Source organism: Colwellia sp. Bg11-12 (assembly GCF_014076955.1).
In the GTDB taxonomy this organism is placed as follows: domain Bacteria; phylum Pseudomonadota; class Gammaproteobacteria; order Enterobacterales; family Alteromonadaceae; genus Colwellia_A.
Genome location: NZ_JACGUZ010000059.1, coordinates 15,715 through 30,143, shown reverse-complemented (window position 1 = coordinate 30,143; position 14,429 = coordinate 15,715). Strand labels below are relative to the sequence as shown.

At 37.6% G+C, this 14,429-nt stretch carries 11 protein-coding genes; 8 read left to right on the top strand and 3 right to left on the bottom strand.

What is annotated here, in order from left to right:
* The first annotated feature begins 6 nt into the window (after positions 1 to 6).
* The 3 genes from gyrB (at position 7) to glyS (ending at position 5,650) form a co-directional block, all read left to right on the top strand.
* Positions 7 to 2,451, top strand: a complete 2,445-nt coding sequence (gene gyrB / locus H4J39_RS06050; RefSeq protein ID WP_182226518.1) for a DNA topoisomerase (ATP-hydrolyzing) subunit B — start codon at positions 7 to 9, stop codon at positions 2,449 to 2,451.
* A gap of 209 nt (positions 2,452 to 2,660) precedes the next feature.
* Positions 2,661 to 3,584: a glycine--tRNA ligase subunit alpha gene (gene glyQ / locus H4J39_RS06045; RefSeq protein ID WP_182226516.1), complete on the top strand. Its 924-nt coding sequence runs from the start codon at positions 2,661 to 2,663 to the stop codon at positions 3,582 to 3,584.
* On the top strand, positions 3,584 to 5,650 hold the full coding sequence (gene glyS / locus H4J39_RS06040) for a glycine--tRNA ligase subunit beta (RefSeq protein WP_182226514.1): 2,067 nt from the start codon (positions 3,584 to 3,586) through the stop codon (positions 5,648 to 5,650). Before glyQ ends, glyS begins: the two co-directional genes overlap by 1 nt.
* Positions 5,651 to 5,706: 56 nt before the next feature.
* Here the strand turns inward: glyS and tusA are convergent, their stop codons facing one another.
* Positions 5,707 to 5,967 carry a sulfurtransferase TusA gene (gene tusA / locus H4J39_RS06035; RefSeq protein WP_182188787.1) on the bottom strand — a complete coding sequence of 87 codons (261 nt, stop codon included), beginning with the start codon at positions 5,965 to 5,967 and terminating at the stop codon, positions 5,707 to 5,709.
* A gap of 67 nt (positions 5,968 to 6,034) precedes the next feature.
* Complete coding sequence (locus H4J39_RS06030; protein WP_182226513.1) at positions 6,035 to 6,874, bottom strand: SPOR domain-containing protein; 840 nt, start codon at positions 6,872 to 6,874, stop codon at positions 6,035 to 6,037.
* A 212-nt stretch (positions 6,875 to 7,086) separates the two neighbouring features.
* On the opposite strand from H4J39_RS06030, the gene H4J39_RS06025 reads away from it, so the two are divergent.
* The 5 genes from H4J39_RS06025 to H4J39_RS06005 all read left to right on the top strand — a co-directional run bounded on the left by H4J39_RS06025 (position 7,087) and on the right by H4J39_RS06005 (position 12,959).
* Entirely contained in the window at positions 7,087 to 9,006 is a 1,920-nt protein-coding gene (locus H4J39_RS06025) for a transglycosylase SLT domain-containing protein (protein ID WP_182226511.1), read from the top strand.
* A 56-nt stretch (positions 9,007 to 9,062) separates the two neighbouring features.
* Positions 9,063 to 10,382: a Xaa-Pro dipeptidase gene (gene pepQ, locus H4J39_RS06020; RefSeq protein WP_182226509.1), complete on the top strand. Its 1,320-nt coding sequence runs from the start codon at positions 9,063 to 9,065 to the stop codon at positions 10,380 to 10,382.
* Between the two features lie 12 nt (positions 10,383 to 10,394).
* Complete coding sequence (locus H4J39_RS06015; RefSeq protein ID WP_220462135.1) at positions 10,395 to 11,015, top strand: YigZ family protein; 621 nt, start codon at positions 10,395 to 10,397, stop codon at positions 11,013 to 11,015.
* A gap of 29 nt (positions 11,016 to 11,044) precedes the next feature.
* Positions 11,045 to 11,401: a 5-carboxymethyl-2-hydroxymuconate Delta-isomerase gene (locus H4J39_RS06010; protein WP_182226507.1), complete on the top strand. Its 357-nt coding sequence runs from the start codon at positions 11,045 to 11,047 to the stop codon at positions 11,399 to 11,401.
* A 106-nt stretch (positions 11,402 to 11,507) separates the two neighbouring features.
* Entirely contained in the window at positions 11,508 to 12,959 is a 1,452-nt protein-coding gene (locus tag H4J39_RS06005) for a TrkH family potassium uptake protein (RefSeq protein WP_182226505.1), read from the top strand.
* A gap of 77 nt (positions 12,960 to 13,036) precedes the next feature.
* On the opposite strand, the gene trkA is transcribed toward H4J39_RS06005, so the two are convergent.
* On the bottom strand, positions 13,037 to 14,416 hold the full coding sequence (gene trkA, locus H4J39_RS06000; protein ID WP_182226503.1) for a Trk system potassium transporter TrkA: 1,380 nt from the start codon (positions 14,414 to 14,416) through the stop codon (positions 13,037 to 13,039).
* Positions 14,417 to 14,429 lie beyond the last annotated feature (13 nt).

The window sequence follows — 14,429 nt, the reverse complement described above, 5'->3', positions numbered from 1 at the left end:
TACGCTATGACAGTAGAAAATGAATACGGCTCAGACAGTATTAAAGTTCTAAAAGGACTTGACGCTGTACGTAAAAGACCAGGAATGTACATTGGTGACACGGATGATGGCAGTGGTTTGCATCATATGGTGTTTGAAGTATTAGATAACTCTATCGATGAAGCGTTAGCGGGTCATTGTACTGAAATTGTTGTTAAAATACACATAGACGGCTCTGTATCGGTTAGAGATGATGGTCGTGGTATTCCAACTGACATACACCCTGAAGAAGGTATTTCTGCTGCCGAAGTTATCATGACAGTACTTCATGCTGGTGGTAAATTTGGTGGTGACGACTCAGGCTATAAAGTTTCCGGTGGTCTTCATGGCGTTGGTATTTCAGTGGTAAACGCTTTAAGTAGTAAGCTAAAACTGAATATCCGACGAGCAGGTAAATTATTTGAGCAAACATATCACGAAGGCGTCGCTGAAGCTCCTCTAGCTGAAGTCGGTGTGAGTGATAAAACAGGTACTGAAGTACGTTTCTGGCCAAGTGAAAATACCTTTACAGATGTCTTATTTCACTATGACTTATTAGTTAAACGTATCCGTGAGTTATCTTTCTTAAATTCTGGTATTTCAATTCGCTTAATAGATGAGCGTGAGAAAGGCAAAGAAGATCATTTCAAATTTGATGGTGGTATCCAAGCATTCGTTGATTACTTAAATACCAATAAAACACCGGTAAATGAAGATATATTCTATTTCGATTTAGCGCGTGAAGATGGCATTATTGTAGAAGTTGCGATGCAGTGGAATGATGGTTTCCAAGAAAGTATTCACTGTTTTACTAACAATATTCCTCAGCGTGATGGTGGTACTCACTTAAGTGGTTTCCGTACTGCTTTAACACGTACGCTTAATAGTTATATGGTAAAAGAAGGTCTTAATAAAACTAAGAAAGGAGGTAGTACAGAAACAAGTGCCTCTGGTGATGATGCTCGTGAAGGTTTAACGGCGGTAATATCAGTTAAAGTACCTGACCCTAAATTCTCATCACAAACTAAAGATAAGCTCGTTTCGTCAGAAGTCAAAACGGCTGTTGAACAAGCAATGGGCGAAAAGCTAGGTGAATATCTATTAGAAAAACCAGCTGTTGCTCGTACTATTATTATGAAGATTGTCGATGCGGCAAGAGCGCGTGAAGCTGCTCGTAAAGCTCGTGAGATGACGCGCCGTAAAGGTGCGTTAGATATCGCTGGTTTGCCTGGTAAATTAGCAGATTGTCAGGAAAAAGATCCTGCGTTATCTGAACTATATATTGTGGAAGGAGACTCTGCTGGTGGTTCAGCCAAGCAGGGAAGAAATCGTCGTAACCAAGCAATATTACCCCTAAAAGGTAAAATTCTTAACGTTGAAAAAGCACGTTTTGATAAAATGATATCATCACAAGAAGTAGGCACGTTAATCACCGCTTTAGGTTGTGGTATCGGACGTGATGAATACAACCCTGAAAAATTACGTTACCACAGTATCATCATCATGACCGATGCTGATGTCGATGGTTCACATATACGTACTTTGTTATTGACATTCTTTTATCGTCAAATGCCAGAAATAATGGAACGCGGTCATATTTTTATTGCTCAACCACCACTTTATAAAGTGAAGAAAGGTAAGCAAGAGCGCTATATTAAAGATGATGATGGTTTAACAGAATATCTAACAACGTTAGCATTAGATAATGCAGAAATTTATGTAAATGAATCTGCACCTGCTATTTCAGGTATTTCGCTAGAACAACTAGTGAGACAGTATCGTAAAACACATGACATCATTAAACGTGTATCTCGTCAAATTCCTGCTGATATATTAGAGAAAATGATCTACAGCAAAGAAATTCTTAAGACAGATTTTAACGATAAAGCATTAGTTGAAGCATGGGTCGCTGATTTAGTTTCACAATTGGACAACCAAGATGGTAATGGTTCTATCTATTCTGCTGATATAAAGCATGATCAAGAAAGAAATATCTATTACCCTAGCTTTAATGTTCGACAGCACGGTATTGACCATATATATGATTGTGGTTACGAATTCATTCATTCAAAAGAATTCGAAACTATCTTTGGTTTAAATACGGCAATTAACGGCTTAATCGAAGAAGGTGGTTATGTTAAACGTGGTGAAAAAATTAAAACTGTCACTACATTTGAAGAAGCTCTTACTTGGTTGATGGCTGAATCTAAACGTGGACAATACATACAGCGTTATAAAGGATTGGGTGAAATGAATCCAAGCCAGTTGTGGGAAACTACAATGGATCCTGAAACGCGTCGTATGTTACAAGTAACCATTGAAGATGCTATTGCTGCAGATTTATTGTTTACCACACTCATGGGTGATCATGTTGAGCCACGTAGAAACTTCATTGAAGCAAACGCATTAAATGTAGCGAACTTAGATATATAGTTAAGCTTGCTATTTTAAAATAATAAATGCCCGGACATCAAATCCGGGCATTTTAACATTCTGCAACACGGTAATAGATAAAGTAATTAATTACTGAGTAAAAACTCAAAGTTTGTTAACTTGTTACTAGGCTAATAATAAAGCAATCGGTATACTTAATATCATTAGCCGTTATCGGTAAATTCACACGAATAATGAATCGGAAAATTATGAGTACGTTCAATATAAAAACATTTCAAGGATTAATCTTTCAGTTACAAGACTACTGGTCGCGTCAAGGTTGTGTCATCGTTCAACCCCTTGATCTCGAAGTAGGTGCTGGTACCTTTCACCCCATGACATTTTTACGCTCTATTGGCCCTGAGCCAATGAGTAGTGCTTTTGTTCAGCCTTGTCGTCGTCCTACAGATGGTCGTTACGGTGAAAACCCAAATCGTTTACAACACTATTACCAATTCCAAGTGATGTTAAAACCTTCGCCAAAAAATATCCAAGAGTTGTACCTTAATTCTTTAAAAGAGTTAGGCATTGATCCTCTCGTACATGATATTCGCTTTGTCGAAGATAACTGGGAGTCACCAACGTTGGGCGCTTGGGGGCTAGGTTGGGAAATTTGGTTAAATGGCATGGAAGTATCGCAATTTACTTACTTTCAACAAGTAGGAGGCTTAGAGTGCACACCAGTAACTGGTGAAATAACCTACGGCCTTGAACGTTTAGCGATGTATATTCAAAATGTTGACAGCATCTATGATCTTGTGTGGGCCGATGGTCCTATGGGTAAAGTACTGTATGGTGATGTATTTCATCAAAATGAAGTTGAACAATCAACTTACAACTTTGAATATGCAGACGTAGATGCATTGTTTAACACTTTTGATCAATGTGAAAAAGATAGCCAAAAGTTAATTGAAGCTGGTTTAGCACTACCTGCTTATGAACAAGTTATGAAAGCATCTCACGCATTTAACTTATTAGACGCTCGTCACGCCATTTCTGTGACTGAACGTCAACGTTATATACTTAGAGTTAGAACATTATCAAAAGCTTGTGCACAGGCCTATTATGATAAGCGTGAAGAATTAGGTTTTCCTCTTTGTAAGAATAATAATACCTCTGAGGAGAAGTCATAATGAATACTGAAACATTATTGATAGAACTAGGTACTGAAGAGTTACCTCCAAAGTCATTAAAAAATCTTGCGGTAACCTTTTATCAGCAAATAAAAGATCAATTAGACAGCGCAGATCTAGCCTATGAAGAGATAAAATGGTTTGCTACACCTCGTCGTTTAGCCGTTAAAGTAAGTAAGCTCGTTGAAAAACAAGTAGATAAAGAAATTGAAAAACGTGGACCAGCTGTTGATGTTGCTTTCGATGCTGAAGGTAATGCAAGTAAAGCAGCACAAGGTTGGGCACGTTCAAATGGTATCAGTGTTGAAGAAGCACAACGTTTGAAAACGGATAAAGGTGAATGGCTACTCCACCGTGCTATTCAACCAGGTAAAACAGTAGAAGCTTTAATTCCAGCAATGATAAATGTTGCTGTAAGTAAACTACCTATTCCTAAGCCTATGCGCTGGGGAAGCACCCGAACACAATTTATTCGGCCTGTTCATACGTTAACAATAATGTTTGGTGATAAAGTTATTAATGGTGAAACGTTAGAGGTAAACTCGAGTAATTTAGTGACAGGGCACCGTTTTCATCACGAAGGACTCGTGTCTTTAGCGCATGCTGATGAATACGAAGATAAATTAACAGCAGCGTTTGTACAAGTTGATTATGAACAGAGACAAAAATTAATTTTGGCAGAAATTAATAAAGCGGCAGACCAATTAAATGGTGTAGCGCTAATTGACGCTGACTTATTAGAAGAAGTTACTGGATTAGTCGAGTGGCCGGTTATACTCATTGGTAGTTTCGATGAAGCCTTTTTAAATGTTCCAGCTGAACCGCTTATCTACTCTATGAAAGATCATCAAAAATACTTTCCAGTGAATGACAAAAATGGACAGTTATTAAATAAGTTTATTTTTGTATCAAATATAGAAAGTAAAGATCCAAGCCAAGTAATTAAAGGTAATGAAAAAGTTATTCGTCCACGTTTGGCTGATGCTGAGTTTTTCTTTAAAACAGATAAGAGTAAAACGTTAGAATCACGCTTAGAAAGCTTATCATCGGTATTGTTTCAAAAACAATTAGGTACGTTAAAAGAGAAGTCAGAACGCATTGCTTCATTAAGCGGTCATATTGCTGGTCAAATAGGTGAAAACTCAGCACAGGCGACACGTGCTGGCTTATTAAGTAAAACCGATCTAATGTCTGAAATGGTGTTAGAGTTTCCTCAAGTACAAGGTACTATGGGGAAGTATTATGCTCAAAATGATGGTGAAGCACCTGAAGTTGCTCAAGCATTAGAAGACCAATACCGTCCCCGATACTCGGGTGATACCTTACCTGAAGGCAATATTGGTTGTGCCGTAGCTATAGCAGATAAAGTAGATAGTTTGGTTGGCATATTTGGTATAAATCAGCCACCGAAAGGTGATAAAGACCCATTTGCTTTACGTCGAGCGGCAATCGGTTTAATTCGAATTATTATAGAAAAACAATTATCATTAGATATCAGTGAGTTAATTAACGAAAGTGTTGTTTTATACGGCGACAAGCTTGCCAATGAAAACGTTAATATACAAGTGACTGATTTTGTTTTAGGTCGTTTTAGAGCCTATTACCAGGAGCAAGGCATCTCAGTTGATGTTATTCAGGCTGTTTTGGCCAATGCACCTACTGCGCCATTAGATTTTGAAAAACGTATTAAAGCGGTAAGTCACTTTAAATCTTTAGAGCAAGCGGCGACACTGGCTGCAGCTAATAAGCGTGTTGGTAATATTTTAGCTAAATTCAAAGGTGAACTTTATCCTGAGTTTAAAGCTGACTTAGCGAGCGAAGCTGAAGAAAAAGCTTTAGCTAAAGCTTTCGATGAAGTTAAGGTGACTATAGCGCCAATGATGTTAGCTAAAGATTATCAAGCAGCATTAACAGAGCTTGCCTGTTTAAAAGCGCCAATTGATAACTTTTTCGATAACGTAATGGTTATGGCTGATGATGAAGCTGTTAAAACAAATCGTTTAACGCTATTGAATGAAATAAGAAATAGTTTCTTTGCTATCGCTGATGTTGCACTTTTACAATAGATAAGATTTAGCATAAATAGCGAGTGATTGCTCATAAAAAATAAAAAGGGAAAGCGTTATGCTTTCCCTTTTTTGATCAAATAAAGGAAAGGTTTTTGGTTTGTTTGTTGGGCAATAAGTTCGTGGTCCATAAAGCGACAAAAACTCGGGATATCTCGGGCTGTTGAAGGGTCATCCGCTTCTATTAATAAGGTTTCTTGGTCAGCCATTTTTCGTATAGATTTTCGAACCATCATGACAGGTTCTGGGCAACGTAACCCTATAGCATTAAGAACATGGTCGGCATTTTTGAAAATATCTTCAGAGCTAGAATTCATAGTGAGTAAATGTGAGGGTTATAAAGTGAGTAATTTTAGCAAAAAAAATTAAAACTGGATATCAGCGCTAAAATTTATTTATAAAACCGTTGATATCAAAATGATGCTTTAAATAAATTAAATATTCCTCTGCGCTTTTTCTATCTGAAAAAGGCTGACTTACTATACGAAAAAGACCTTTATATAATTTGGTGGTTAGGGCTAACGCATGGGCTGCTTGCAAAACCGAGGATTTTTGATCAGCGTTCTTCTGTTGTTGATAAGCACCAATTTGCACATACCACAGAGTACGAGGTTTAATCGTGGTATTTATCTTTAAGTCATTAAGAGCAAGTGGAGGTAAATGTTTAACATCTCTAACCGATCGTTTGGTCGCGACTTTTTTGAAAGGAATATCAGCAGGCTGTTGCCCAAATAGCCAATTAACTGACATAAATAGGGAATGATTAGTACCAAGATTATCTTGATGAAATTGACTTGTTTGACCTAAAGTCACTGATAATTGATTGGTCAGCTTATAATTAGCTGATATTTGAAAGTAAGGTGCTAAAGCATTAGTTTCAATAAGTATATTATTAGACGAAGCGGTAACTAGATTCAAGCCAAAGCCAAATTTTAAAGATAAGTCCTGGTTACGTTGCTTAATAAAATTAATGCCTAAAGATAAGCTTCCGAAATCACCTGAGAGGGTGTTCTTATCATCGAAGACTTTTAAGTCTCCGCTTTCACTATACTTCGCTTCAAATTCAAAATTTTCTAAAAATTTATACTGATAAAATACACCATAACCTAAATGAGCGTCTTGATCAGCATGGTAACTCATTTGTGATGCAAGCGAATGTTCAGCTGCAAAAGTTTGAGCAGTATTTAAAAACAAACAACAGAATAAAAGAGAAACTAGGCGCATAATAATTACAATGATAAAAAACGCTTAAATATTATCAATAACAACAGTGAAATGTAACCAAAATTAAATATCTGATGGTTATTAAAATCAACAACAAGAGAATACTAATTTCACTTGCTTTGTTAAGCAATGCGTGAAAAATTAAGAGGGATTGGTAAATAGAGTAAACACCACAAGTAAGTAGTAAGTTTTCATATTAAGTAAGGTAACCTATGTCTCGTTTGACTTCACCCGTATTGATGTTTTTCTCGGTTTTTCTCTGCAATATTATTAGTACATCAACATATGCGGATCAATCAACCGTGCGTAAAATATTTCAACAAGCCGAGAAGCATGTTTGGCAACCTAACTCTTCTCGTTATCAAACCTTGTATCAGCAATTGCATTATTACCCACTGCAGCCATATTTAGATCAACAACAACTCATGTATGGTATGACAATGGGTGATACAAAAGCAATTAGTCTATTTCTTGAAAAATATCGAGGTTCACCTCTTGATTGGCCACTCCGTAAAAAATGGTTGGAGTATTTGGCGGAGCGTAATAATTCATTATTATTTCAAAGCTTTTATGTGCCTACATCGAATGTTGAATTAACCTGTCAGTATTACCATTATCAATTAAAATCGGGTGTACCAGAGTCTCAAATATTACCTAAGATCACATCATTATGGATAGTAGGGAAGTCGCAGCCTAAAGTATGTGACCCATTATTTACTCGTTGGCAAAATGCAGGTTATAGAACAGAAGAGGCCATTTGGCAGCGAATATCTCTGGCTGCAGATGGTGGTAAACATACTTTAATTCCTTACCTAACGAAACTAATGCCCGAAAAGGAAAAGTATTTAGGTACATTGTGGCATAAAGTTCGCCGTGATCCTGCCTATATTAGCAATATGAATCGTTTCCCCCATAAGTCGGTTAAAGAAGCTTCTATTGCCGCTTACGGATTAAAACGTTTGATTTGGCGTGACCCTGAAAAAGCATTGAACACTTATAGTAAAGCGATAGAAGTTTTGCCATTTTCAGAGTCTCAACAACAGCAAATAGTGTTAAAATTCGCTATTGCTTTAGCCAGTAAAAACCACAAAGATTCAGCAGAATGGTTAGAAAAAGTCGATGAAAATCTTCAGTCTACTAATATTGTACAATGGCGAATGGCTGAATTGCTTAGAGAACAAGATTGGCCAGAAATTAAAAATGACTTAAAAGCATTACCCAAAACGCTCCATAAAAGTAATCAATGGCTATATTGGTACGGGCGAAGCTTACTTGAAACAGGTGACACTGTTTTAGGCCATGAAGTATTAGGCGGATTAGCGAAGAAACGTCATTATTACGGATTCCTTGCCGCAAGTGCCATACAGCAAAGTGTAAACCTACAAAACAGTCCTATAGAAATAACGGCACCTGAAAAGTTAGCCTTACTAAAAAACCCCGCAGCAAAAAGAGCCTTTGAATTTTTTCATATTGGGCGGTTTTATGATGCCCGTCGCGAATGGAATTATTGGCTAACACAGTTGAGCGATCGGGAAAAGCTTGCAGCATCAAAAATTGCTTATGAAGAAAAGTGGTTTGATAGAGCTATTTTTACTTTAGCTAATGTTGGCTACTTAGATGATGTTGATTTACGTTTTCCGTTGGCTTTTGAAGATGAAATTATTGATTCAGCAGGGAGGTATCAAATAAACCCAGCTTGGACATTTGCTATTGCTAGAAGAGAGAGTTCATTTATGTCAGATGCTAACTCACCTGCTGGTGCAAAGGGCTTAATGCAGGTTATGCCAGCAACAGCTAAACATTTACAAAAGCGCAAAGTGACAAACAAGCGGTTAATGAACGCGAAAGCTAATATTAAACTCGGTACAAAATATTTAAAACGATTACTCGACCGCCATGATGGTAATCAAGTATTAGCAACTGCAGCTTATAATGCGGGTCCATACCGTGTAAGAAGTTGGTTAAAAGACTTGAAGCCTATGCCAGCCGATATTTGGATTGAAACTATTCCTTATAAAGAAACACGTGAATATGTGAAGAGTGTTATGGCTTATCAAGAAATTTATCAAATAAAAGTGGGGCAGGAAACATCACTTTTTGATCAAATATTCAAGATGAGTATTGCGCAGTAAATTAATATTTTATGATAGTGTGATATGATATTGGAAAATTTTCAGAGGTGCGATCAATGATCAAACTAGCAACGCTTTACCCAGCCCATATTACCGAGCTTCAACAACGTTCTAAAGCGGCATTAAAACGTGAGAACCTTCAAGGTTTAGTGATTCATTCAGGCCAAGAAATTAAAGTATTTCTTGATGATTATGGTTACCCCTTTAAAGTAAATCCTCATTTTAAAGCTTGGTTACCATTAGTGGATATCCCAAATTGCTGGTTAATCGTTAACGGTGAAGATAAACCTACGCTTATTTATTATCAACCTGTTGATTTTTGGCATAAAGTTACACCTTTAGCTGATAATTACTGGAATGATTTTTTTGATATTAAAGTGCTTACTAAAGCGACTGATGTCGAGAAATTACTACCTTATGATAAAACAGATTTTGCCTATATTGGCGAACACATTGAAGTAGCAACAGCGCTGGGATTTAAAAACATAAACCCTGAGCCATTACTCAATTATATGCATTATCACCGCGCTTATAAAACACAATATGAACAAGAGTGTTTACGTAAGTCGAACGCTATTGCTGTTACAGGCCATAAAGCGGCAAGAAATGCTTTCTTACAAGGCTCGTCAGAATTTGATATTCAGCAAGCTTATTTAAAAGCAACAAATCATACCGGTGATGAAACACCTTATGGCAATATTGTTGCACTTAACACGAACACCTCAATTTTACATTACACTGCTTTAGACCGTGGTGTACCGCAAGCGCATCGTTCTTTTTTAATTGATGCAGGGGCAAGCTTTAATGGTTACGCCTCTGATATAACGCGTACTTATTCATTTAAACGTGACAAGTTTGCTGAATTAATTGCCCGCATGAACAAATTAATGCTCAATGCTGTTGATGGCTTAAAACCTGGAAAAAGCTATGTAGATCTACATATTGAAACCTATCGTGATATTGGTAACGTACTACATGAATTTGGCTTTATTAATGTTGATGTCGACACTGCCGTTGAAACAGGTATTATTTCAACGTTCTTTCCGCATGGTTTGGGTCATCATTTAGGGCTACAAACTCATGATGTTGGCGGTTTTATGGCCGATGAACGTGGTACACATGCTAATACACCAGAGCAACATCCATTCTTACGTACATCCCGTATTATTGAAACTAATCAAGTGTTCACTATAGAACCTGGCTTATATTTTATTGAATCATTGTTGGCTGATCTTAAAGCTTCAAAAAATGGCAATATGATTAATTGGGAAAAAATAGAAGCTATGCGTCCATATGGCGGTATTCGTATTGAAGACAATATTATTGTTCATCAGTTACATAACGAAAATATGACCCGTGAATTAGAGTTGAAGTAAACCTTAATACTGATGGCTATTGCTAAACCTTATAAAATTGCGGCTAATGATATTGTTGATGAAACAATTGTTAGCCGCAGTCGTTTTATTTGCTATATTTCTCCCTGTACCAGTCATGAAGAAGCAAAAAACCAGTTAAAAAAATGCCAAAAAGATCATCCTCAAGCAAGTCATCATTGCTATGCTTTTCTTACTGGCCGACCAGAAGACAGTCAAGGCTATGGTTTTTCTGATGACGGCGAACCTTCTGGTACTGCAGGCCGACCCATGTTATCGGTATTACAAGGGAGTGATGTTGGTGAATTGTGTGCAATTGTTGTACGTTATTTTGGGGGGACAAAACTAGGCACAGGTGGGTTACAACGCGCTTATGGGGGAAGTGTTCGTCAAGCGCTATTATTACTGCGCACAAGCACAAAAGTTCCTATGGTAGAACAGTACTTAATCTGCGATTACCACCAAATAAACGATGTGTTGTATCTTGTTGAGCAAGCAAAAGGTGAAATTATTAAGCAAGATTTCACTGCACAAATAGCGTTAGTCATTGCCTTACCTGAGGCACAATTAGTTAACGTTAAACAGCAACTACAAACGCTTTCTTCAGGACTTTTAACCCTTAAGTCTACTCGTTAATCAGAAAGCTCAGCTAACAAGGACCCACGATGCCACATTGTATTATCGAATATTCAGAAGAAGTTACTCAAACTGTAGATATTAAAGCACTGATGTCGTGTGTTTTTCTAGCCGCGACTCAATCGGCATTGTTCTCTACGGGTGATATTAAAGTAAGAGCCATTCCCTATAATGATTTCTATGCTGAAACAGAGAACGAAACTAACAACAAACAACTATTTATTCATGTGTGCTGTAAAATTCTATCTGGTCGTCATTTAGAACAAAGACAAAAACTTTCTGAACTGGTGTTAAGTCACCTAAATACCTTTGCAATTAAATCAGTGTCAATCAGCGTTGAAATAGTTGATATGGAACGTGAATCATATAACAAACGCGTTAGCTGAATAAATTAAGGCGAAATACGCGATTTAAAGTCGCAGTGTTGATCTTTATGCTTTATCATCGAAAAACATGTAGTCGATGACTTTACTGAATCATAAAAATTAACTCGTGCAAATAAAAAATATCATTCGAATTCTTGGCTTGCTGGTCGCTCTATTGAGTGTAACCATGCTACCACCCGCTTTAATTGCACTGCTATACCGTGATGGTGGTGGTGTATCTTTTCTTACCGCATTCCTGTTTTGTTTAATTGCAGGTTTACTTGCTTGGTATCCTTTTAAAAATGAAAAAAGTGATTTACGGGCACGTGAAGGCTTTCTTATTGTTGTTTTATTCTGGGTGGTACTTGCTAGTTTCTCTGCTGTTCCGCTCTTACTCTTAGATAACCCAAATTTATCCGTTGCAGATGCTTTTTTTGAATCATTTTCTGGACTGACCACTACCGGTGCTACCATTCTAAAAGAAATTGATGGACTACCACATGCAGTGCTTTGGTATCGCCAGCAATTACAATGGCTTGGCGGTATGGGGATAATTGTTTTAGCTGTCGCGGTTTTACCTATGTTAGGTATTGGTGGTATGCAGCTTTATCGTGCTGAAACACCTGGGCCGGTAAAAGATTCAAAGATGACACCGCGCATTGCCGATACCGCAAAACATTTATGGTATATCTATTTATTTTTAACGATTGCTTGTGCGATTAGTTATTGGGGAGCAGGTATGTCTGCTTTTGATGCTATCTGTCATGCTTTCTCGACGATTGCCATTGGTGGCTATTCAACACATACCGATAGTATGGGGTACTTTAATAGCCCTGCTATTAATTTTGTTTGTGTCTTTTTCTTGCTTATTGCAGGCGTGAATTTTGCACTACATTTTGCGGTATTACACAGTCGTTCATTAAAGAATTATTTCTTTGATCCTGAGTTTAAAGTCTTCATTGCTATTCAGTTTGTTTTAACCTTGATCTGCTTAACCGTTCTGTTAGCAACAGGTACTTACGAAGATGGTTTTGAAGCATTTGACCAAGCCTTATTCCAGTCTGTTTCTATTAGTACTACCGCGGGTTTTGCTACAACAAGTTTTGCCGATTGGCCAACATTGCTACCTATCTTATTAATCTTTGCCAGTTTTATTGGTGGCTGTGCAGGTAGTACGGGGGGGGGGATGAAAGTGGTGCGAGTGGTACTTTTATATCTGCAAGGTTTGCGAGAATTAAACCGTTTAGTTCATCCTAAAGCGGTCTTCACCATAAAATTAGGCCGTAAAGCTTTACCTGATCGTGTTGTTGAGGCGATATGGGGTTTTTTCTCAGCTTATGCCGCGGTCTTTATTATTTGTATGTTGTTACTGCTTGCTACGGGTATGGACGACATCACCGCTTTTACTGCGGTAGCTGCTTGTTTGAATAACTTAGGCCCTGGTTTAGGCGCCGTAGCTGCAAATTTTGCTGAGATCACTGATTTTAGTAAATGGGTATTAATTGTCGCGATGCTTTTTGGTCGTTTAGAGATATTTACTTTACTGGTACTCTTTACCCCAGGCTTTTGGCGCTCTTAGTCGTCTATGACTTTTCATCTTTAATAGCCAAAAAAACCAGATACTTCTGGTTTTTTTTACATTGAATATTGCTCACTTTAATAGAACGTCAACGCATCGACATGGAAAAGTTTTTCAACATCATAGATGTAGCGTTTATTGACTAAGAATAAAATAACATGGTCTTCTGACATTATTTTTGTATCTGAGTGGGCAATCAATACTTCATCTTGTCTAACAATAGCGCCAATGGTTGTCCCTGGAGGCAATTTAATCGCTTGAATTGTTTTCCCCACTACCTTTGAAGATTTTTCGTCACCTTTAGCAATAATTTCAATAGCTTCAGCAGCACCACCGCGCAAGCTGTATACGTTATCAATACTACCACGGCGCACATGTGTTAATAGTGCAGAGATAGTGGCATGTTGCGGAGATACGGCAATATCAATCTCACTGCCATGCACTAAATCTATGTAAGCAGTGCGTTGAATCAGTACCATCGCTTTACGTACGCCTAAGCGCTTTGCTAATAACGATGACATAATATTCGCTTCATCATCATTGGTGACTGCAATAAATACGTCGAATTGGTCTATGTGTTCTTCAAGTAACAATTCTTGGTCAGAAGAGTCACCAATAAAAACTAAAGTATCATTGAGTTCTGAAGCTAAGTATTCAGCGCGCTTTGGCGAACGTTCGATAAGTTTAACTTGATGATTTTTTTCTAAAATTTTAGCTAGCCCAGCGCCAATATTACCACCGCCAGCGATCATGATTCTTTTATAAGATGCTTCGAGTTTTTGCAGTTCATTCATTACTGCTCGTATATGAATGGTTGCAGCAATAAAAAACACTTCATCATCGGCTTCAATCACCGTAGTACCAAGCGGCCGAATAGGTTTACCGTTTCGATAAATAGCAGCAACGCGTGTATCAACATTAGGAATATGTTCACGTAAAGTTGAAAGGGCATGGCCTACCAGTAATCCTCCATAATAAGCTTTTACAGCAACTAAGCTCACTTTTCCTTGCGCAAACTCTAAGACTTGTAATGCGCCAGGATAATCAATCAAACGCGCAATATCACGGGTAACTAATTGTTCTGGGGCTATAACATGATCGACAGGAATATTTTTTGATTGAAAAAGTTCTTTTTGGTAGCGCAATATTTGTGATGAACGAATACGCGCTATTTTATTTGCGGTATTAAATAATGAATAACAAATCTGGCAGGCGAGCATATTGGTTGCGTCATCGCTACTTACCGCTATGACTAACTCAGCATCTTCAGCGCCTGCTTGTTTTAATATATCAGGATGACAGCCATTGCCAATAACAACTTGCAAGTCCATTTTATCTTGTAATTCATGCAAGGTTTCTGCATTAGTATCAATAAGAGTAATGTCGTTACGTTCACCAACCAGGTTTTCCGCTAATGTTCCGCCTACTTGTCCCGCACCAATAATAATTATTTTCATAAGTTAACTTTAA